The organism is Coprothermobacter sp., from assembly GCA_013824685.1.
In the GTDB taxonomy this organism is placed as follows: domain Bacteria; phylum Caldisericota; class Caldisericia; order Cryosericales; family Cryosericaceae; genus Cryosericum.
In genome coordinates, this window is record PNOG01000010.1 from 1 (window position 1) to 21,494 (window position 21,494).

Consider the following 21,494-nt stretch of genomic DNA (forward strand, 5'->3'; position numbering starts at 1 on the left):
CATTGTCTTTCTGTTGACACACAGCATCGTGTACGTAACCCGGTGTACGGCATCGTTGGGCTGAAGACCGAAGTCGAAGCCATCTTCGGGCGCGGTGGAGGAGCAGGCCCAGATCGATGCCGCGTCACACAGCGAGTAGGGGCACTCCTAGGGTACTACTCGTTCTGGGTGTGAGTAGACATTCATACGTCCGGCTCGCACAAAGGCGACGACGGTGACGCCAACCCTTTCCGCAAGAGCAATTGCCTGAGCCGTCGTGGCACTCCTCGAGGCCAATACTGGTATCCCGGCACGAGCAGCCTGGGCAACTGCCTGGGCTGGAATGCGTCCCGTTCCCATCAAGACTGTCTCTCTGAGATTCCAGGAGTGCATCAGAGCATGTCCGATGACCTTGTCGAGTGCCGTGTGACGGCTAATGTCTTCGCAGCTGAAGACATGCTCTCCCTGTGCGATAAGAGCTGCATGGACGCCTCCGGTGGTCTTCCAGTGAAGAGCGCTCCGCTGCATGTCCTCGGCCAGATCCTGAAGGCGTGAGACGCACACGGTGAATCCAGGTGAGAGGGCGATATCTTCAGGCAGGACGTCTCCCGAAATGCAGTCGATGTCGATCGATGTTGGTGCGTCCGGCCCGGGAGCATCGGGGGAGATCGTAAGAAACGCCGAGCGTTCTTCAACGGTGACGGCTAGGATCTGGGCGGGTCGAGCCCAGCCCTCAGACACAGCGTGGCCGATCGCGGCTGCATCGACCAATTCGCCCGAACTCGCAAGGCGCACTGCCAGCGTGCCGTTCACATAGATGGTTAGTGCGCGTTCCTCGGTGACCTCGTCCTCGCACCTGACCGCAGTGCCGCTGCGATCGTATTTCCAAATGGTTGTCATCATCACTGGCCACCTCCCAAGGCTGAGCCCAGTATAGGTCGGTTGCCCTTGGATGCCAGAGGCTGGCGTGGGTTCTCAGCCTGCTTGGATGTTGCATTTTGGGAGCCACGAAGGTATGATACGTGTGATTTTCAGTGTTGTTTGCAAGGAGGCCCTGATGGGCAGAATCACTGAGTACTATCATGCGACATCTCTGGAGGATGCGTTCACCAAAGCGAAGCAGCTCGGTTCCGCCGCCGCGTATGTTGGTGGTGGCGTGGAGCTGGTCCTTCGCCGGAACCCGGAAATCACGACCCTGATCGACCTGTCGCGCTGCGGTCTGGACTACATAACAGCAGCTCGGGAAGGAATCGAAATCGGTTCTCAGACCACACTCACGACGATCAGTCGCAACGCAGAGATCAGGCAGTACGCTGGGGGTTCCCTCGCCTGGTGGGCGGGCCGTATCGCTCACAATAACCTGCGGGACATGATCACTGTCGGCGGAGCCATTGGGCGCAACCAGCCGTGGAACGACGTCGTGCCCCATCTCGTTGCCCTGGGCGCACAGGTGCGACTGTTTGACGGTGCTGAGCGTATTATGCCTCTCGCCGGCTACATTGAAGCGAAGCAGCCGGGAGTGATCATCAAGGGGGTCCTGCTGCCGGCAGGGAATGCCGGCTCGAGGGGATTCCTCTGGCGGTTCACCCGTACGCTGCAGGATATTTCGACGCTGCACTTCTCAGCGCTTGTCAGCAGTGATGGCAAGGTCATTGCGGCGGCCAACCTGGTCTTCGCCGGGCGTCCGAGCCATGCAGCTCTCTACCCTCGGCTCTCTGAAGAACTTGTCGGAAAGTCGTTGTCGCATGAGACGTTCGCGAGAGTGGCGGAGATGGCTCCTGACCTCGTTGAGGTCGGCACTGACCTTCGTGCGACGGGCGAGTTCCGGCGTGAGCTGGTGCGGGCGGCTATCGTAAACCTGGAAGAGCACATGACAGGAGTGGCACAATGACTATCTCGATAACGGTGAATACCGTTGAACGTTCCTTTGATGTTCAGCCTGACGAGGTCCTGCTCGACGTCTTGCGGCGCGAGGGCTACCTCGAGGTAAAGGGCAGCTGTCATACTGGAGACTGTGGTGCTTGTACTGTGCTGCTGGATGGCCGGCCTGTCGCTTCATGCCTGGCACTGGCTGCCAAAGCTGACGGACACGCCGTGACGACCGTACGCGGCATAGGGGATCAGGCCCACCCCCACGTCCTCCAGGACGCCTTTGTGAAGAATGGTGCCGCCCAGTGTGGATACTGCGCGCCTGGTGCCATCACGTCTGCCAAGGCGCTGCTGGACGAAAACCCTGATCCTACCGAAGAAGAGATCCGGTTGGCGATGGACAGCAACTACTGTCGCTGCACTGGGTATGAACAGCAGGTTGAGGCAGTCCTCGATGCCGCTGCGCAGCTTCGGAAGGGGAACAAGAAATGAGCATCGAGAGAAAGGGTTTCCGTCACCTGACCGAAGGGTCGTATCCGGCGACGCATGTGGTCGGCAAGTCCGTCGACAAGGTTGACGGCTATGCTCTGGTCAGCGGAGCCCCGATGTACACGGACGATATCGCGGCACACAGTTTTCCGAACCGTCTGCATGGGAAGATCCTGACGAGTCCGATAGCGAACGGACTTATTGACGCGATCGATACCAGCGCTGCAGAGGCACTGCCTGGTGTCCGTCTTGTGCTGACCTGGAAGAACACGCCGCGTACGTTCTACACGACAGCTGGACAAGGTTGGCCAGAGCCTTCGCCCTACGACAACCAGATGTTCACGGAGCGCGTGCGTTTCGTGGGTGACCGTGTGGCTGCTGTCTTTGCGGACTCCAAAGATATTGCGGAACAGGCGCTCAGGTTTATCAAGGTGAGCTTCAAGGAAGAACCTGCTGTTCTTGACGCCGATAATGCGATGAAGCCGGGAGCTCCGATCGTGCATCCGGAGGACCCGAAGGGTGCCTATGACGCTGCGCACAATGTTGCGGCGCATGTCGATATCAACGTTGGAGACGTCGAGAAGGCATTGGCGGAATCCGAGGTGATCATCTCTGAGACCTTCCAGACGCACTATGCTCAGCACACCCCGATGGAGACGCACACGGCATTCGCCTATACCGATGAGTTGGGGAAGATCGTGATCGTTTCGAGCACACAGGTCCCCTGGCACGTACGGCGTATCGTCTCGAGGGTCCTTGGCCTTCCTATGAGCAAGCTGCGTGTCGTCAAGCCTCGGATCGGCGGCGGTTTTGGCACCAAGCAGGAGATCCTCATTGACGACCTCGTGGCGTGTGCAACCATCAGAACAGGACTGCCGTGTGAGATCGAGCTGACGCGCAAAGAGGAGTTCGTCTCCGCCAGGACTCGTCACCCGATGAAGATCGACATGAGCATCGGTTGTGACAAGCAGGGTCACTTCAGGGCTCTCAAGATGTACGTTCTCAGCAATACCGGCGCCTACGGCAGTCACAGCCTTACGGTCATGTCCAACACCGGCAGCAAGACCCTGCCGCTGTACAACAAGGCGTCTGACGTTCGGTTCTTTGGGGATGCAGTCTACACTAATCTTCCCGTGCCGGGGGCATACCGAGGGTATGGGGCGACTCAGGGATACGCCGCGCTCGAAACTACGATCGACGACTTGGCAGCTAAGCTGGGCATGGACCCCATAGAGTTGCGCAAGATGAACATGATCAGAGTCGGAGAAGGTTCGCCGATCTTCGAGGCTCTCGGCGAGGGCCGTCAGGGAGTTGCCCAGACGATCAAGAGCAGTTCATTACCGACCCTTGTCGACCTCGGGGCCGAGGCAATCGGCTGGACGGAGAAGCGCGGCAAACGCACGCGTAACGGTCACAAGGTCCGTGGCGTCGGCATGTCGATGCATATGCAGGGCTCCGGTATCCCGCTCATCGATATGGCTTCCGCTTCCATCAAGCTCAACGAGGACGGGAGCTACTTCTTGACCATGGGCGCGACGGACATCGGTACTGGTTCCGACACGATCCTGTCGCAGATGGCGGCCGAAGTCCTGGGGGTCACGATGGACAAGATCAGCGCTCTCTCCAGCGACACTGACCTGACGCCGTTCGATGTCGGGGCCTATGCCTCCTCGACCACGTTCGTCTCGGGTGGAGCCGTCGTCAAGGCGGCCAAGGCGGTTCGGAACCAGGTCTTTGCCGTTGCGGCGGAGATGCTTCACGAGGACCTCGACGCCAATCTCGTCACGGCCGAGCCCAAGGTTGAGTGGGACAATGATCAGCCGGACCCTATCCTGTCCTTCTATCGTATGGAGGATGGAAACGTGGTGTCTGTACTGAGCGGAAAGAGAGTCCCCGTGTCTGACGTTGCCTACCGTGCCTTCTACGAAGTCAATCAGCATCAGATTGCAGCGACACAGTCGTTCGTGTCCCCGTACTCTCCGCCACCCTTTGCGGCACACTTTGTGGAGATCGAAGTGGACGAGCTCACGGGAAAGGTCGAGGTTCTCAAGTATGTGGCTGCTGTCGACTGTGGTGTATCTATCAACCCCGACCTGGTACGCGGACAGATCATGGGCGCGATAGCAAATGGCATAGGATTTGCGCTGACCGAGGAGTACCACTTTGGGTCCCACGGCAACATGACCAATTCTTCGCTGTTCGACTACAAGATTCTGTCTCGCCGCGACATGCCGCCGACCGAGGTTATTCTCGTCGACACTTACGAGCCGACTGGGCCATGGGGTGCCAAATCGGTGGCCGAGATTTGCATCAACGGTCCCATCCCTGCGATCGGCAACGCAATCCTTGATGCGACGGGGATTCGCCTTCACCGTACGCCGTACACGCCGGACAGAGTTCTGGCAGCGTTGCGCGGCAAGAGTATCTGATCCAGGTTCAGGAGATAGCATGCGAAAGGGGCGCCTGACAAGGCGCCCCTTTCGCATCATGACGATGTTGCCCAGGTCACGGCGCAATCGCTGATCGACTTGCGAACGCTTCAGCAATGCCCACGATGACCTGCACCGCTTTCTCCATGGATTGGATGACGATGTACTCGAGTGGACCGTGGTAGTTGCGGCCGCCGGTGAACAGGTTGGGGCAGGGAAGGCCCATGTAGCTGAGCCGTGCGCCATCAGTCCCACCACGAACGGGCTTCACGAGGGGCGCAATGCCCAGCTTCTCCATGACACTGCGGGCGATATCGACGAGAATCATGTTTTGCTCGATAACCTCGCGCATGTTGTAGTAGGAATCGCGCACATGAACCGTGACGGTATCCTCTCCATACTTGGCGTTCAGGAAGTCGCAGACAGCATGCACCATGCTCTTGCGCTGCTCGAAATGGAGTTTGTCGTGATCTCGGACGATGTACTTGGCTTCGGCTTTCTCGCACACGCCATGGATGCCGGTCAGATGGAAGAAACCCTCATACTTCTCAGTTGATCGAGGCGTTTCGTCGGAGGGGAAGAGTGTCGTCAGTTCTGCCGCAATGAGAGCCGCATTCTTCATGATGCCTTTTGCGGCACCAGGGTGGATGCTTTTCCCAACGATCTCAAATTCTGCCCAGGCGGCATTGAAGTTTTCGTACTCGAGACTGCCAAGTTCGTCTCCGTCGAGGGTGTATGCGTACGTCGCCCCGAACTTCGCCACGTCGAACCGATCGACACCCTGTCCGACTTCCTCATCCGGCGTAAATCCGATCTTGATGGCACCGTGCTTCACCTCGGGGTGTGCCAGCAGGTACTCGACAGCAGTCATGATCTCTGCAATGCCTGCCTTGTCGTCGGCCCCCAGCAGAGTCGTGCCATCTGCCACAATGAAGTCCTCGCCCCTGTGTAACAGCATGTCCGGGAAGGCGGTTGGGCTCAGAACAATGTTTCTATCCGCGTTCAGGGAGATGTCGCCCCCATCATAGGCAGTGATGATACGTGGCTTCACGGCCATGCCCGAGGCGTCGGGGGACGTATCCATGTGTGCGAGAAATGCGATGACTGGGACCGTCTCCGGATGCTCACAGTTGGCCGGAAGAGTGGCCGTGACGTAGCCATTCGGATCGACAGAAGAGTCCGTCAGGCCAAGCGATTGCAGCTCTTCGTCCAGCTCATGGGCAAGAGCAAACTGCTTCTCGGTGCTGGGAAACGTGACCGAATTCTCGTCCGACTGCGTATCGAATGACGTGTAGTGCAGGAAACGACATACCAGGTTGTTCATGTGCTCCCCTTTTTGGACGCATTGTTGCGCTCTGCATCTGATAGTGCCTGACTTACTTGTTTGAGCGCTTCCAGTGCGGCAAGCGGTTCATCGACATCGCTAACCGCCGCCTCCATCGGACATGGCCCCATGCCTGTCTGGTCGAGCACATCGAGGATGACAGCATCACACACGAATGGAATGCCCGCCGTGTGCAGGAAGTCCTGCGCACCTATGCTCATCGTCAGGGCAAATACCGACCGCGCGTGCACCAGAGTGAACAGGAGCGCAGCCGCCCGTCCCACCAGTTTGTCGCCCCAGTCCAGGGGACCGTGACTGGCGTTACATTCCTTCTCAACCGCCAGGAGAAGTGTGCTGATCCCTCTGCCGGTCAGCCGGCATACGAGTGCCCCGCCATCGGCCGCACAGAGTGTCGCGCCTCCTGACCTGATCGTTGTCTGTACAAGTTGTTCGCTTTCCGTCATGAGCCCCTCGTTTCGCCGCCTTAGGAGCGACAATGTCCATTGTATCCGAAACCGTTCAATCGTACAGACCAGCGGATGAATGGTCGAAATCACGGTTTGCAAGTTGACGTTGCACTCTCTCGCCTATACTGATGGTGATCTTGTTGCAAATCATTTGCATGTAGAGAGGTGGTTGGTCTGTGGTGAATGTCATTCTGGATGCTCTCAAGGATACGCTCAACATGGCGCCAATTCTGTTTGGGGTCTACCTCGTGCTGGAATACGTCGAGGCGAGGTGGCAACAGCGAATCGTCGATGCGGTCGAAAGAGCGGGGCACGTTGGGCCTCTTGTCGCAGCGGCGGGGGGTGCCATCCCTCAGTGTGGTTTCTCGGTCATGGCAAGCGCATTGTATACGCAACGACTTCTTACGATGGGCACGATCGTCGCTGTGTACCTTGCTACGTCTGACGAAGCGCTGCCTATCCTACTGTCGAAGCCGGATAAGGCATACATAGTGCTTCCTCTTGTCGGTGTCAAGGTTCTGGTTGCTGTCGCGGGGGGATATCTTGTTGACGCACTGATGCGCACCGAAAATCGCAGACGCGTGCAGGAATGTCGGGACCACCAGAAAGCCCAGCAGGAGGCAGTGAGGATTGGTGAGGAGAGCTGTACCTGCGATGGCACTCGTGCATCATGTACGTGTGAGGAGACCGGCAAGATTGACTGGAAGGAAATCCTGTGGTCTGCGACGAAGCGGACTGCTCAGATTGTCCTGTTTGTTCTGGTTACGTCACTCATCATTGGGTTGCTGATCAATCGCGTCGGGCAGGAGGACCTGTCGCGTCTATTCCTGAGTCACACGATCTTCCAGCCTGTTCTGGCAGCACTCATAGGGCTCATACCGAATTGTGCTGCCAGCGTGGCGATCACCGAGCTGTACATCGCCGGCACCATCAGCTTTGGATCGACCGTAGCTGGTCTGGGGGCTGCGGGTGGGCTGGGACTCGTTGTCCTCTTTCGTGAGAACCACGATACAAAGAATACTCTGAAGGTCATTTCCTGGCTGCTCGGTATCAGTATTGCTTCCGGCATCCTCATACAGTTCCTGTCAGGGAAGTGATGTTATGGGATCAGCCGGCAGGCACGAGACGGGTGGGAGTCAGATGCCCGGACAACTGAAGGGATTCCGGATGACCAGGGATCGTCGCGTCATTCTTCAGGTTCTGGGTGAAGCCGGCATTCCACTGACAGCCGAAGACATTCTCGAACGGGCGAATGGAGCCCTGCCGGGCTTAGCGCTGTCCACGGTCTATCGTACCTTGGATGAACTCCTCAGTCGTGGGAGTGTGGAGCGGACCTTGTTGAGCAATGACGGCCATGCATTCTTTGAGCTGACGGGACATGTTCATCGGCACTACATGGTCTGCCTCGGGTGTCGTCGCATGTTGCCGATCAGGAGCTGCCCTGTAGATGATTCTGTCGACAGCGCGGCCGAAGAGCTGGGTTTTGAGGTCACTGATCACAGCCTTGTCTTGTACGGGTACTGCCGGCATTGCCGTTCAGGACGACAGTCTCGGGAAGAATCAGCCAAGTAGCTCAGCGACGTCGGCCAACTGGTCGCAAATGGCAATATGCTGTGGGCACTTTTCCTCGCATGCTCCACAGCGGATGCAGCTGTCAGCGGAAGAGCCTTCACTTTTTTTGGTACCAAATCCGAGTGCAGATGGCTTCCAGTCGAGCCTTCCGAATGACCTGTAGTTCATCTGATCTATCCTTTCACAGACAATTGTTCGTATTCCAATATATAACGGCGCGCGTCTCTGTCAAATCGGTTCGGTCAAACGCCATCGGAGCGCGCGGACGGCGTGGTTTTCCTCGTTCGGTCCGTTGCAAACCGGGTTAAAGGGAATAAACTAAATATGCATGAAATCAGCAATTCGCGGGCTGTCCAGGGTGCATCTGCCCTGCGGTGCCGGTGCAAGGAGCCATCAATGAAGAAGAGAGTCGGCGTTGTCTTCGGTTCGCGCTCAGTGGAGCACGAGGTCTCCATCATTACCGCCGTCCAGGCGATGAATTCTCTGGACGAGGCGCGGTTCGAGGTCGTCCCGCTGTACGTATCCAAGGAGGGCGTCTGGTTCACGGGTGGAGTCCTGAAGACAATGGATGCGTTCCGTGACATGGTCGGTCTTCCGGCCAAGGCACAGCGCGTGCAGCTGCAGCCGTTCGCCGGAAAGTCGACCTTCGTGATGCAGGCCCCGCGCAAAGGCTTCATGGGTCGTGGAATGGATGCGGAACCACTGGCCATCGACGTCGGATTGCTGTGCAATCACGGCACCAACGGTGAAGACGGGACGATGCAAGGCATGTTCGAACTGCTGGGGATCCCCTACACGAGTGCAGGTGTGACCGGGTCTGCACTGGGCATGGACAAGGTGTTCCAGAAACAGCTGTTTGCGGCTGCCGGAATCCCTGTGGTTCCGTACGTCAGTTTCGGCAGGCGCACATGGCGTGCTTCGCCGGACGACTGCCTTCGTGCGGCCGAGCAGCGACTGCAATTCCCCATGTTCGTGAAACCAGCGAACCTGGGCTCCAGCGTGGGGATCACTCGTGCGACGGATCAGGACACACTGCGATACGCACTGGAGGTTGCCAGTCACTTCGACCGCAAGCTGCTGGTAGAGCAGGCTGTTACCGACCATCGCGAGATAAACTGCGCTGTCCTGGGCAACGACGAGCCGATGCCGTCGGCGTGCGAAGAAGTCTTCAGCTCTCACACATTTCTTGACTATGACGCCAAGTACAAGGTGGGGTACAAGGCTACGGCCGAACCGGATCATGCCGTCCAGAAGGCAGAGGCGCGGAGAGTTCCGGCGAATCTCGGCGACGATCTCACCCGTCGGGTGCAGGATCTGGCATGCCGTGCATTCACAACGCTTGATTGCCGGGGCGTCGCGCGGGTCGATTTCCTGATCGATGGATCGGGAGTCGTCTACGTCAACGAGATCAACACGATTCCGGGTGCCCTGTCGTTCTACCTGTGGGAAGCTGTCGGCATGCAGTACCGAGACCTGCTGACGAAGTTGATCGATCTAGCCTGTGCGGCATTCGAAGATCGCAGGTCGAACGTCGTCAGTTACGACGTGTCAGACCTGCTGAAGCTGGGTTCAAAGGGCAAGTCCGGAAGCAAGAGCGTCTGACGGAGCCTCGTGGCCAGTACGCTCGTCGACGGCATCACGCTCGCTTATGTAGACGAAGGGTCTGGAGACCCCGTTGTGCTGTTGCACGGCTGGGGCGGCCAGGCGGCCAGTATGACACCGCTCATCCTGGGACTGCGGGACAAGTACCGGGTTCTTGCTTTCGACCTTCCCGGTTTCGGTGGCAGCAGTCCTCCTCCGGTTCCGTGGGGGGCGTCCGAATACGCTGCCTTCGTCGAGAGGGCAGTGACGTCTCTTGGAATTACGCGCGCGACCTACGTCGGACACTCGTTTGGCGGCCGCATTGCCATATGGCTCGCAGCGCACGTTCCTGAATCCGTCCAGGCTCTCGTCCTCATCGATGCCGCCGGCATCAAACCGCCGACAACGCTTAGGCGGCACGCACGGCAGCTCTTCTACAAGGTCGCCAAGACAGTCCTGCGCCTTCCGATTCTTGGGGCTCGGGGGCCCGCGCTGCAGGAGCGCCTTGCCATGCGATTCGGAAGTGCCGACTACAAGGCGATGACCGGCGTGATGAGGGCATCCATGGTGAGGACCGTCAATCTCGACCTCACCGTATACTTGAAGGCTGTCAGTGCACCGACGCTGCTTCTGTGGGGGGAAAGGGACACCGAAACGCCCATGGCCGATGGACGGAAGATGGAACGGCTGATCAGGGGGTCGCGGCTTATTGCCGTTGCAGGTGCGGGTCACTTTAGCTACCTGGACAGCCCGGCATTTGTGAATGCCGTGGTCGGCGCATTCCTCCATGGAACGCGAGAAGGAGCGACAGGATGAGAGGTTTGGCCGCGCTCCTTTCGGTCCTGGCCGTCGGTACTGCCCTCGCTCTTGCCTTGGCAAGACTCGTCTATCTTCTTCACATGCTGCAGCTCGAGGAATACGATCCTCGGCGCTTCGTCCGCTGGGTTCTCGTCCACATCGACCGGCTGGCTGCCAACCCCATGCTTGACCTCCTTGGCCTCCTTGGGGCCGTTGTGTTGTTCCTACACCCTCTATCGGCATCGTCGACCGCCATCGCTTGCAGCCTGTCGATAGCTGTTGGCCTGGGGGGACTCCTGTGGGAACGCCGTCTCGGGGCACGGAGTCCAGTGAAGAAGGCTCTTGTCATGACTCCGCGCGCGCGACGCCTGCTGGTTTGTACTGCGATCCTCAGTACAGGGATGTGCTTGGTACCGCTTGCTGGACAGGCAAGACTCGCTCTTGCGATAGCCTGGCTTCTGCCGATGCTGGCCCCTGTTATTCTGGTTGCCAGCCGCACGATCATGGAGCCTGTGGAGGCGTCGATACGAGACTGGTACGTGAGAGATGCCCGCAGGACCCTTGCCGGGTTCAATCCAACTGTTGTCGGCATCACCGGAAGCTATGGCAAGACGAGCACCAAATTCTTCACGGCGCACCTGCTCGAGTCACGTTATCGTGTTCTGATGACGCCGGAGAGCTACAACACCGCCATGGGCATCTGCCGGGTCATTCGCGGACAGCTCGGCCCTGAACACGAGGTGTTCGTGGTGGAGCTGGCCGAGAACGAAAGGGGTGGATTTGAGCATCTTCTCAGTCTGGTCCCCTGTAGCATTTCGATCGTGACGTCGGTCGGTCTGCAGCACCTCGAGGAGTTTGGCTCCGAGGCAGTCATCCGGCGTGTCCTTCAGGGATTCGTCAGCATGCCCGGGAGTGGACCAACGGTCATCCTGAATGGCGATGACCCTGTCCTGGCAGATGTCGAGAGTGTGCACGGGAAGAGACTCCTGAGAGCAAGCGCAGGCGGATCGTTGTCATCCGACTTGCATGCCGAGAACATCGTGATGGGCGCCGACGGTCTGTCCTTCGATATCGTGACGCGTCAAGATGAGCGATTCGCGTGCCACACGATGCTGCTCGGCCGGCATAACGTCGAGAACATCTTGCTTGCGGTCACAGTGGCGCGTGAACTGGGTGTATCCTGGAACGCCATTCAGGATGGTGTCGCAACACTGCAGGCGCCTCCTCATCGGCTACAGTTGATGGCTGGCCCCGGCGGCGTGCGCATCATCGATGATGCCTTCAACTCGAATCCTGCCGGGTTTGCCACGGCGATGGAGGTCCTGGCCGCTTTTCCTTCGCGACGAATCCTCGTTACCCCCGGGCTGGTATCGCTGGGTGGTGCGGAGGACGCCACGAACATCGAGGCAGGCAGGCAGGCGGCTGGAGCGGCTGACACAGTGGTCCTTGTGGGCCCGAAGAAGACTCGGCCGGTGCGCGAAGGACTGCTGTCGGCTGGTTTCCTGGAGACGAGCATCCTCACGGCTCGTTCCCTCGAGGAGGTCACGGTGCTTATGCGAAGTCTGCTGACATCCGGTGACACGGTGATGTTCGAGAACGACCTCCCTGATACCTACAATGAGTGATGTGATTGCCGCGAGAGCGGTGGCCAGGAACGTGGGTGGGTGGTCGGTCGTGGTGCATGCGGGAGGCCCGAAGTAATCACAGGTAGGTCGACCTGTGAAATGCCGGCACTGGTGCTGCCCCATGAGAGGCTTGCCGGTAGTCAACCTTGACGGCTGCGTGCTTCTGGACACAATGATAGCGTTTGCAGGCGAAAATCGGGACTTGGAGGCGGGAAATGGGAATCAAGTCTGATGTGTGGATCGCGGCTCATGCACTGGATGGCATGATCGAACCGTTCGCAGCAGACTGTCCCAAGGGCGTCGTCTCGTATGGGGTGTCGTCTTATGGATACGACATGCGTGTGGCGGACGAATTCAAGGTCTTCACCAATGTCTTCAATGCCATCGTCGATCCGAAGGCGTTCACCGGGCAAAGCTTCGTGGACATGAAGGGAGACTCCTGCATCATCCCGCCGAACTCCTTCGCGCTCGCACGCAGTCTCGAGTACTTCCGGATTCCCCGGGATGTCTTGTGTCTTGTCATTGGCAAGAGCACATATGCTCGAGCGGGCATCATCGTCAACGTGACGCCGCTTGAGCCCGAATGGGAAGGCTTCGTGACCATCGAGATCAGTAACACGACGCCGCTCCCCGTCAAAGTCTATGCCAACGAGGGGATTGCCCAGGTTCTCTTCATGGGAGCCGACGATCTGTGCGGCATCTCCTATAAGGACAAGAAGGGAAAGTACCAGAACCAGACAGGCATCTGGTTGCCGAGGGTGGAGTAGCCATGAGGGAAATCGCGCGGAAGCTCGGTGTCTCTACAAGCACAGTGTCGCGGGCGTTCTCGAAGCCGGAGATGGTGCGATCGGAGCTGCGTGAGCGCATTCTGAAGATGGCCAGGGAGTTGGACTACAAGCCCAATCGTATTGCACGCGCTATGGTCCTTGGCCAATCCGATCTCATTGGTCTTGTGGTTCCTGACATTACCAACCCATTCTTTCCAGCTATCGTGCGCGGCGTGGAGGATGAAGCACGCAAGCATGGCCTGAACCTCATCGTCTGCAATAGCGACGGTCATGTGGCCAAGGAGAAACAGTACCTGCATTCTCTGCATGATCTGACTGTGGCAGGAATCATCGTGGCCAGCGCTTCCCGAAGAGATGCGTATGTGGCAGAGCTGGCGGCAGATGTTCCCGTTGTTGTCATGGACCGTAGACTCTCCGGTTCCCTGGTTTCACAGGTGAATGCCGACAACTACGGTGGGAGCAAGGCTGTGGTCGACTACCTGGCGGGGCTGGGGCACCGCAAGCTGCTCTATCTTTCGGGCTCTCCAATGATCTCTACAGCTGAGGACAGGCTCCGAGGGTTTCGTGACCAGTGCCGCCTTCACGATATCGACTTTGATGTCGTGCGTGCGGGTTTTGGGATCGACGACGGCTACGGAGCCATGAAGCAGGCCTGGCCCATGATGGACGGAACGACGGGTATTGTCTGTGCCAATGACTTGTGTGCATTTGGCGCTCTGGCGAGACTTGCCGAATTGGGTATCCCGGTGCCGGAGAGGATATCGGTGACTGGTTTTGACGACATCGCGTTTGCGAGGATCTTCAGTCCGTCGCTCACGACGGTGCGACAACCCACCTATGAGATGGGACGACTGGCAGTGAGAGCGATCCTCGACATGAGACGCGGTCATGCGTCACAGCAGCTGGTGGTTCTCCCGACGGAGCTTGTAGTCCGGGATTCGACGGCTCTCCGGAATGCTTCTGTGCAGCCTTCTTCGGCAAGGGCGTTGTAGTCATGGTCATATCATTCGGTAGCATCAACATGGATCTCGTTGTCCGCTGCGACCGTGCGCCGGACCAGGGTGAGACCATTGTCTCTACTGGATGGCTTACGAACCCGGGTGGTAAAGGTGCGAACCAGGCGGTACAGGCTGCCCGGCTGAAAGCGGAGACTGTGCTGGTTGGGCGGGTGGGATCAGACGCCTTTGGGCGGGACGTGATGAATGGGTTGTCGGCCTACGGAGTGGACGTTGGCCGCGTCATGGTGGATCCGGTCTTGCCGACGGGGGTTGCGTGCATTTTGGTAGAAAGAGGCGGCGAGAATCGCATTGTGGTCGTCCCGGGTGCCAACGGTGCCGTCGGCGCTGCCGAACTCGAGACGCTGGAGGGTTTGCTGCAGCCCGGGGTCGTTCTTCTGCTGCAGTGCGAAATCCCGTTTGCGGTTGTTCGGGAGGCTGCTCATATGGCGCACCTGAGAGGAGCTACCGTCATCCTCGATCCTTCGCCCTGGGAGTCCCTCACATTGACGCCAGGAGTATTCGCCGATGTGGACTACCTCATGCCGAACGAGGGTGAGGCCCGAGCGCTTGCCGGAACAACCGGTCTCAAAGAGGCCGCAGCAGTCCTGCTTGGCCTGGGCGCACGGACCGTCGTCGTGAAGCGGGGAGAAAAGGGTGTATTTGCGGTTGGCGCATTCGAGAGCCCCGAGGTGCCCGCGTTTTCGGTGGTACCGGTCGATACGACGGCTGCGGGTGATTCTTTCCAGGGAGCATTTGCCGCGTCGCTGGACCTGGGGTTTGACCCCGACACGGCACTCTGCCGGGGGATGGCGGCGGGAGCGCTTACGGTAACGCGGCCGGGTGCTCAGCAATCGATGCCGGATGAAGTGGAAGTCACTGCGTTTCTTGAGGCAAGGCTGCACAGGGGAGACCACCTCCCAAAGCAGCACATCTGAAGGACAAAGGAGAAGAGTAAACATGAAGAGAATGCTGTGTACGCTGCTCGCACTTATGATGATTAGCCTGTCATTTGCCGGCTGCAAGCCGACAGTGACTGGTCCCAAGACCGACAAGCTCGTCTACCTTATCAATGGAGCTCTTGGCGACAATGCGTTCTACGATTCCGGCCAGAAAGGGATCGACAACATCAAGGCACAGTATGGTGTGGAGACAAGGACGATTGAGTGCAACTTCGACGCAGGCAAGTACGAACCCGGCCTCGAAGCAGCCACACAGTACAGCGATGTCGTGTTCGTCATTTCCTATGCGTTCGAGGATGCTCTGAAGGCGATGGCCGACAAGTACCCGGACAAGATCTTCGTCAACATTGACACGATTGTGCAGAACAGCAAGAGCACGATAACGTCCATCAAATATGTCGAAGAAGAGAGTGCGTTCCTGGCGGGCGTCTGTGCCGGTCTTACGACCACAGACATGAGCATCAAGAATATCAACGCCGACAAGGTCGTCGGCGTGGTCGCCGCAGCGGATGATCCCGTCGTGATGGCTTTTGTGAAGGCCTATGAGGATGGCGTCCACTACATCGACAAGGCCATCAAGGTCGAGCGCGTCGTGCTCGCCGGTATCTGGGACGACCCGGCCAAAGGCAAGCAGGCCGCTCTCAGCCTCTATGACAAGAAGTGCGATGTTGTGTTCCAGGTTGCCGCCGCCACGGGTCTGGGCGTGTTGCAGGCAGCCAAGGAGCGTGGCCTGTACGCAATCGGCGTCGACACGAATCAGAACGATATCGAGCCCGGCTACGTCATCGCGTCGGACATCAAGGACGTGGGCGCGACCATCGAAGACGTCTACAAGACGATCAAGGATGGTACCTACAAGCCGGGGCAAGTCGTGAAGTATGGGCTGAAGACTGGAACTGTCGATCTGGCAACCGAGGCGACGGTGCAAGTTCTTCCGCAGAGCATTCTCGATCGCATCGGCGAAGTCCGTCAGCAGATCATCGACGGCACGCTCGCCGTCACCAAGTACCAGTAGGACAGACTGTTCGTGGCACGTGACGTCCTGATCGACCTGCAGCACATCACCAAGGTGTTTCCTCCGGACACCGTCGCACTCTCTGACGTGTCGGTATCGTTCGAATCCGGCGAGATCCACGCGCTGGTCGGAGAGAACGGAGCCGGGAAGAGCACACTCATGAAGGTGTTCTATGGCCTCGAGCGCCGAGACGCAGGGAACATTTTCTTCAGGGGTGCCAGGGTCGAATTCAGGACGCCACGTGAAGCGATTTCCGCCGGGATAGGTATGGTGCACCAGGAGATCCTGCTCATTCCAGAGTACACGGTATGGCAGAACATCGTCCTGGGCGCCGAGCCTGTCCGCGCTTTCGGGACAATCGATGCTGACAGGGCGCGTGAAGCAGTGCGCCAGAAGATCGAGGAGTTTCAGTTCAACTTGGAACCTGACGCTCTGGTAGGGGATATCTCGGTAGCTGCACGCCAAAAGGTCGAAATCCTCAAACTGCTCTACCGGAATGTCTCCGTGCTTGTTCTGGACGAGCCGACAGCGGTTCTGACACCCCAGGAAATCCCTCAGCTGTTCGCCGAATTGGCACGTCTCAGGGACAAAGGACACACGATCATCTTCATTTCGCACCGGCTGGACGAGGTCCTGACCTTGAGCGATCGCGTGACTGTCATGCGGCGTGGCAAGGTCGTCGGTACGTCCGCTGCATCCGAACTCACGAAAGAGGATCTGGCTCGACAGATGGTGGGCAGAGAGGTCCTGTTCACGTCGCGGCGCCAGCCTCAGGAACCCGGAGAGATCGTCTTCCGTGCGCGAGGGCTGAATTGCCGCGACCCCGAGCACTGCGCAAGACTGCATGACGCGACCGTCGAAGTGCGTGCCGGCGAGATCGTAGGGGTGGCCGGCGTCGAGGGGAATGGTCAGTTCGAGTTGGTGAATGCAATCATGGGTCTTGCCCCGATGACATCAGGAACGCTGGAGGTAAAGGGGAAGGACATCGCGCATGCCGACATCCTGACCAGACGGATGCTGATGGCGTTCGTTCCCCAGGACCGGGGGAAGATGGGCGCAAGTGTGGCGGCATCCATCCTGGAGGATGCGATTATGACACATCACATCCTTGATCCACGGTTCCGCACCTGGAGGGGACTCGGACTCAACTACCGGCATGCAGCCGAGTTTGTCGATCAGATCCGAGACCAGTTTGCCGTCAGCATGGGGCACTCGTCGGATGCGTTCAGCTCATTGTCGGGCGGCAACCAGCAGAAGGTGATTCTCGGTCGTGAACTACTGCTGGAAACGCCATTCGTCCTCATGGACCAGCCGACGCGAGGCCTGGACGTCGGTTCCATCGAGTATGTCCATCAGCTGCTTTTGGACCTGCGGAGCAAGAAACGGGCTGTCCTGCTGGTATCGGCCGACCTCGACGAACTATTCATGGTGGCCGACCGCATCGTCGTCATGTGCCAAGGCGCAGTGGTCGCAGACCTTGCCACGGATGAAACAAGTCGTGAGGAAGTGGGGTACTACATGCTCGGGGGAAAGGAAGCTGTACATGCGGAAACAGGCTCTTAGCGGGATTCTTGGCGTCCTGGCGGCGTTCGCCATTGGAGCGCTTGTGCTGGCGCTTCAGGGGTTCAATCCGTTTGCGACCTATGGTGCACTGCTCCAGTACTCGTTGTTCAGTGGGTCGGGATTCACTGCCACCTGGACGCGAGCCGTACCTCTTGTTCTGACCGGGCTCTCGGCTTCGATCGCGTTTGCCTCTGGGCCCGTGAACCTTGGACAGCCGGGTCAGCTCGTCATGGGGGCCCTGGGGGCAACACTGGTCGGATTATTCGTCCATCTGCCCTCGGCATTCCTTATTCCACTCTGCATTCTGGCATCTCTTCTGGGTGGGGCGTTGTGGTCGGGTCTTGCAGCACTGCTCAAACGTGCTTTTGCCATGGATGAGTTTATTGTCACCCTCATGCTCAACTTCATCGCGGACTACTTCGCGCTGTGGGTCATTACGTACCCACTGTTTGACCCGTCTGCTTCGAGTCCCATGACCAGGCCGATCAATACCGCGGCGTGGCTGCCGGATCTGGGAGGCCTGAGCACGAGCGTCCTGTTCATGGTTCTTGCAGCAGTTGTCTGCTGGCTGGTCATGAGCAGGGGCCGCAGTGGCTACGAATGGCGCATGACCGGGCAGAACTCTCTGTTTGCACGGATCGGGGGATGCAAGGTAGATGCCAACTATGTTCGCGTCATGCTGGTCACCGGGGCTCTCGCTGGACTTGCGGGGGGGCTGATGATCATGGGTGGGCCCCATCGTTTTGTGAAGGGGCTGGGTGCGAACTATGCGTGGGATGGCATCATGATTGCAGTCGTAGCCAACAATGGCATTTCGGGGACGTTCCTCTATGGGTTGCTGTTCAGCGCGCTGCAGCAGGGCGCCATAGGCATGGAACTCGTCACTGCCGTACCCTCGGAGTTCATTGACGTGCTACAGGCAGTCATTGTGCTGGTCGTCGTCGCGGGGAGGGTTTCACTGAACCTGGTGTTCGACCGGCTGGCGACCAGGCGAAAACTAAGGGAGAGTCGCGAGTGAACGTCCTGTTCGGACTTGTCTCGGCCATGCTCGTCGGAGCCACCCCGATCCTTCTTGCAGCCATCGGCGGGACGTTCACCTTCTATGCCGGTATCTTCAACATTGCCATGGAAGGAATGATGCTGGTTGGCGCGTTCTGCGCGGTTCTCGGGTCGTTCTTCCTGCACAGCTGGGTCCTGGGCATTCTATGCGCGGTAGCCGGGGCGCTGGTCATGGCCGGCATCTTCATTGTGTTTGCCGTGAGACTCCATACGGATGAGTTCTTGACAGGCATAGCGCTGAACCTGTTTGCGGTGGGTCTGACGACATTCTTGCTGCGCGACATCTTTCACGTCAAGGGAGCCTTCACCGATGCCGGGATCCGCGCGATTCCTGCCGTAAGACTGCCGCTGATTGACGGCATCCCCTTTCTGGGCAGGCTGCTCAGCGGGTACAACCTCATTATCTATGTGGCAGTTCTGGTGACTGTGCTGTCTGCGTTCGTCATCTTCCGGACTCGTTTCGGACTGCGGCTCCGTGGCGCAGGCTACAACGCTGCATGCCTCAATTCGAGTGGCGTCCAGGCATCGACGATACGTGTCTGGTCGCTCATCGTGTGTGCCGTATGCTGCGGTCTGGCAGGCGCGTATCTCTCGCTCGGGTCAGTGCGGCTGTTTTCCGAAAACATGTCGGCAGGGCGCGGCTGGATCTCGCTGGCGGCCGTCATTCTGGTCAGCGGGAACCCCTGGGGCATTGGCGTCATCTCTCTGCTGTTTGGGTTCTTCGACGGCCTGACGGTTTTCCTGCAGGGCGGTCGGATTCCTACCCAGTTCACGGCCATGATCCCCTACGTCGCGACACTCGTTTCCCTGTATCTGTATTCCGTCCGCAAGAGGAGGCAGGCATGAGAATCAAGGCATGGCAAGCGGAACGTGACATACGGCGTTCTGCCGTTCCGCTGGATCGGCGCCTGCATCCAAGCAGCTGGTGTGAGCAGACCGCTGCCGAGAAAGGGCAGGATGAGGTGATGCTCATGTTGTGGGAGAGTTCTGTGCCGGGATCAGGCGCTCCGGAATGCCTCTATCGCGAGGCAGCCCAGTCGATGGAGAATCGGGGCTTCGACGAGAGTGTGGCGGTATCGCTTATCCCAGAAGGCTTGCACCTGGCACGCAGTGGAGATGCTCCTGCGCTTCGGGTACTCACGGCTCACTACCTTGACGCACTGTTTGCCGCGCCGCAGGATCCCTTGTGCTCTTACCTCGGGTTCGAGCACCCTGCCCCGTGGGATGATGTCCTCTCTCGTCTGCCGGCGGCTCACACGCCACAGGAGGAGCAGCCGGATGGCGTCGAGGAGAAAACGTTGGCAGGATGGGTCGGCCAGCTTGCGGGTGGTGCATTTGGAACTGCTATCGAGGGATACACAGGCCAACGCATCTCAGAGGTCTATGGCGACGTTCGTTCCTACGTGACAGATCCTGAGACGATGAATGACGACGTTGTCTACGAGCTGACGCTCCTTGACGCCTTCGAGTTACATGGACGCGGCCTCACGTCGCAGGACATTGCCGAGGAGTGGCTGCGGCAGGTACCCTTCGGCTGGTCGGCAGAGTGGGTTGCTCTCCAGAACTTGCGTGCCGGTCTCATGCCGCCCGAGTCGGGTAACTACCGCAACCCATATTCGGACTGGATTGGTGTTCAGATGCGCGGGATGATTTGCGGGATGCTGGCGCCCGGGCGTCCATTGGAGGCGGTAAGGCTTGCCCATCTCGACGGGGTCGTGTCCCACGCGGCAAACGGCGTGTATGGGGGCATGTATGCGGCAGCGCTCACGGCCCTCGCCTATGTCCGCGACGATCCGCGTGTCGTTGCGGTCGAAGCGGCGGGATATGTTCCTCGGGGGAGTGAATACGCCTTCGTTTTGCACGAGTGTCTGGACATGGTCACGCGGGAATCAGATGTCTCTTCAGTGCTTGCGTGGGCTGAACAGCGGTTTGAGCAGTACAACTGGATCCATGCCTACCCGAACATGGCGGCGGACGTCATATCACTCTGGTATGGTGAACGGGACATCACGGAATCATTTGCCCTGCTGGCCCGCGGCGGGCTCGACATTGACTGCAATGCCGGTCTTGTCGGAACGGTCCTGGGTGCGATGAGTGGAGTCCCCGCCGCATGGGCGGACCCCATCGGCGATCTGCTCGAAACATATGTTCCAGGCAAGGAACGACTTTCGATCCACGCCCTGGCGGAGCGAACGGCGCGGCTGGCTCGTGGCATGCTGTAGTATCCCAGGGAGGTAGATTCCATGGCACAGTTTCATATGAGGTTCGAAGCTGAGGATCTTGCTCAGCATGTCATGCTGGTTGGCAATCCCCAGCGAGCCGAGCAGGTGTCGAAGCTGCTCCAGGGTGCTCGTTTGGTCAATGAGTACCGGTATTTGCTTGTGTTCACAGGGACGTATGAGGGTGAACGGCTGTCGGTTGCCACGACGGGCATGGGGGCTCCATCGACAGCGATCGTCGTGGAGGAACTGTGCAACCTTGGCGCACGCGTGCTGCTCAGGGTGGGTTCGGCCGGCGGAGTCGCGTCGGACGTCGACGCCGGCGACATTGTCGTTGCCACAGGGAGTATCCGCGACGATGGAACGTCTCCCCAGTACCTCCCACTGTCATTCCCGGCAGTGCCGGATGCCGACCTCCTTCGCGTCACCATGGAAGCAGCCCGGGATATCGTTCCGATGGCGAAGCATGGAGTCGTCATCAGCAGTGACGCATTCTACCGCAATTACGACAAAGACAAGATGAGCCTGATGATGCAGTCGGGGGTCAAGGCGATCGAAATGGAAAGCGGGTGCCTCTTCATCGTCGGTCAGTTCCGTGGCGTCCGCACGTCTGCGCTCTTTGCTGTTGACGGTAGTGTCACGAAAGACGCAATCAAGCCGAAGAGTGCCGAGGGCCTGTTCAAGACGGCCGAGGAGCAGAGCATTCGCATCGGTCTCTCTACGCTGGTCAGGGCATCGAAAGCGGGATTGTAGGCGTCTG

At 58.8% G+C, this 21,494-nt stretch carries 21 protein-coding genes; 17 read left to right on the top strand and 4 right to left on the bottom strand.

What is annotated here, in order from left to right:
* Window positions 1–147: 147 nt before the first annotated feature.
* Window positions 148–882 (bottom strand): formate dehydrogenase family accessory protein FdhD, encoded by a 735-nt coding sequence (locus tag C0398_03410; protein ID MBA4365041.1) that lies wholly within the window; start codon window positions 880–882, stop codon window positions 148–150.
* Between the two features lie 49 nt (window positions 883–931).
* On the opposite strand from C0398_03410, the gene C0398_03415 reads away from it, so the two are divergent.
* From C0398_03415 to C0398_03425, 3 genes are read left to right on the top strand one after another with little or no spacing between them, the layout of a single operon-like run.
* Window positions 932–1,870 carry a hypothetical protein gene (locus tag C0398_03415; protein MBA4365042.1) on the top strand — a complete coding sequence of 313 codons (939 nt, stop codon included), beginning with the start codon at window positions 932–934 and terminating at the stop codon, window positions 1,868–1,870.
* Window positions 1,867–2,340, top strand: coding sequence for a ferredoxin (locus tag C0398_03420; protein MBA4365043.1), 474 nt, complete (start codon window positions 1,867–1,869; stop codon window positions 2,338–2,340). The genes C0398_03415 and C0398_03420 overlap by 4 nt, the downstream gene beginning before the upstream one ends.
* A complete protein-coding gene (locus C0398_03425) occupies window positions 2,337–4,766 on the top strand; it encodes an aldehyde oxidase (GenBank protein MBA4365044.1) in 2,430 nt (809 codons plus the stop codon). The genes C0398_03420 and C0398_03425 overlap by 4 nt, the downstream gene beginning before the upstream one ends.
* Window positions 4,767–4,842: 76 nt before the next feature.
* Here C0398_03425 and pepT read toward each other — a convergent pair whose 3' ends face one another.
* Together pepT and C0398_03435 are read right to left on the bottom strand one after the other, a co-directional pair.
* On the bottom strand, window positions 4,843–6,090 hold the full coding sequence (gene pepT, locus C0398_03430) for a peptidase T (protein ID MBA4365045.1): 1,248 nt from the start codon (window positions 6,088–6,090) through the stop codon (window positions 4,843–4,845).
* Window positions 6,087–6,554, bottom strand: a complete 468-nt coding sequence (locus C0398_03435; GenBank protein MBA4365046.1) for a hypothetical protein — start codon at window positions 6,552–6,554, stop codon at window positions 6,087–6,089. The genes pepT and C0398_03435 overlap by 4 nt, the downstream gene beginning before the upstream one ends.
* A 179-nt stretch (window positions 6,555–6,733) precedes the next feature.
* Between C0398_03435 and C0398_03440 the strand changes: the two genes are divergently transcribed.
* Together C0398_03440 and C0398_03445 are read left to right on the top strand one after the other, a co-directional pair.
* A complete protein-coding gene (locus C0398_03440; protein ID MBA4365047.1) occupies window positions 6,734–7,654 on the top strand; it encodes a hypothetical protein in 921 nt (306 codons plus the stop codon).
* A gap of 4 nt (window positions 7,655–7,658) precedes the next feature.
* Window positions 7,659–8,129: a hypothetical protein gene (locus C0398_03445; GenBank protein MBA4365048.1), complete on the top strand. Its 471-nt coding sequence runs from the start codon at window positions 7,659–7,661 to the stop codon at window positions 8,127–8,129.
* Here the strand turns inward: C0398_03445 and C0398_03450 are convergent.
* A complete protein-coding gene (locus tag C0398_03450; GenBank protein ID MBA4365049.1) occupies window positions 8,118–8,297 on the bottom strand; it encodes a hypothetical protein in 180 nt (59 codons plus the stop codon). The genes C0398_03445 and C0398_03450 overlap by 12 nt on opposite strands.
* Before the next feature lie 156 nt (window positions 8,298–8,453).
* Between C0398_03450 and C0398_03455 the strand changes: the two genes are divergently transcribed.
* From C0398_03455 to C0398_03510, 12 genes are all read left to right on the top strand, one after another.
* Window positions 8,454–9,731 carry a D-alanine--D-alanine ligase gene (locus C0398_03455; protein ID MBA4365050.1) on the top strand — a complete coding sequence of 426 codons (1,278 nt, stop codon included), beginning with the start codon at window positions 8,454–8,456 and terminating at the stop codon, window positions 9,729–9,731.
* Window positions 9,732–9,740: 9 nt separating this feature from the next.
* Window positions 9,741–10,526, top strand: coding sequence for an alpha/beta hydrolase (locus C0398_03460; protein ID MBA4365051.1), 786 nt, complete (start codon window positions 9,741–9,743; stop codon window positions 10,524–10,526).
* Entirely contained in the window at window positions 10,523–12,133 is a 1,611-nt protein-coding gene (locus C0398_03465; GenBank protein MBA4365052.1) for a UDP-N-acetylmuramoyl-tripeptide--D-alanyl-D-alanine ligase, read from the top strand. The genes C0398_03460 and C0398_03465 overlap by 4 nt, the downstream gene beginning before the upstream one ends.
* 215 nt (window positions 12,134–12,348) lie before the next feature.
* Window positions 12,349–12,900: a dCTP deaminase gene (locus tag C0398_03470; protein ID MBA4365053.1), complete on the top strand. Its 552-nt coding sequence runs from the start codon at window positions 12,349–12,351 to the stop codon at window positions 12,898–12,900.
* A 2-nt stretch (window positions 12,901–12,902) separates the two neighbouring features.
* Window positions 12,903–13,913, top strand: a complete 1,011-nt coding sequence (locus C0398_03475; GenBank protein MBA4365054.1) for a LacI family transcriptional regulator — start codon at window positions 12,903–12,905, stop codon at window positions 13,911–13,913.
* A gap of 2 nt (window positions 13,914–13,915) precedes the next feature.
* Window positions 13,916–14,854 carry a ribokinase gene (locus C0398_03480; GenBank protein MBA4365055.1) on the top strand — a complete coding sequence of 313 codons (939 nt, stop codon included), beginning with the start codon at window positions 13,916–13,918 and terminating at the stop codon, window positions 14,852–14,854.
* A 22-nt stretch (window positions 14,855–14,876) separates the two neighbouring features.
* Window positions 14,877–15,893 carry a BMP family ABC transporter substrate-binding protein gene (locus tag C0398_03485; GenBank protein MBA4365056.1) on the top strand — a complete coding sequence of 339 codons (1,017 nt, stop codon included), beginning with the start codon at window positions 14,877–14,879 and terminating at the stop codon, window positions 15,891–15,893.
* Between the two features lie 6 nt (window positions 15,894–15,899).
* Complete coding sequence (locus tag C0398_03490; protein MBA4365057.1) at window positions 15,900–17,456, top strand: ABC transporter ATP-binding protein; 1,557 nt, start codon at window positions 15,900–15,902, stop codon at window positions 17,454–17,456.
* Entirely contained in the window at window positions 17,437–18,474 is a 1,038-nt protein-coding gene (locus C0398_03495; protein MBA4365058.1) for an ABC transporter permease, read from the top strand. Before C0398_03490 ends, C0398_03495 begins: the two co-directional genes overlap by 20 nt.
* Window positions 18,471–19,361: an ABC transporter permease gene (locus C0398_03500; protein MBA4365059.1), complete on the top strand. Its 891-nt coding sequence runs from the start codon at window positions 18,471–18,473 to the stop codon at window positions 19,359–19,361. Before C0398_03495 ends, C0398_03500 begins: the two co-directional genes overlap by 4 nt.
* Window positions 19,358–20,737, top strand: a complete 1,380-nt coding sequence (locus C0398_03505) for an ADP-ribosylglycohydrolase family protein (GenBank protein MBA4365060.1) — start codon at window positions 19,358–19,360, stop codon at window positions 20,735–20,737. Before C0398_03500 ends, C0398_03505 begins: the two co-directional genes overlap by 4 nt.
* 21 nt (window positions 20,738–20,758) lie before the next feature.
* On the top strand, window positions 20,759–21,487 hold the full coding sequence (locus tag C0398_03510) for a purine-nucleoside phosphorylase (GenBank protein MBA4365061.1): 729 nt from the start codon (window positions 20,759–20,761) through the stop codon (window positions 21,485–21,487).
* Window positions 21,488–21,494 lie beyond the last annotated feature (7 nt).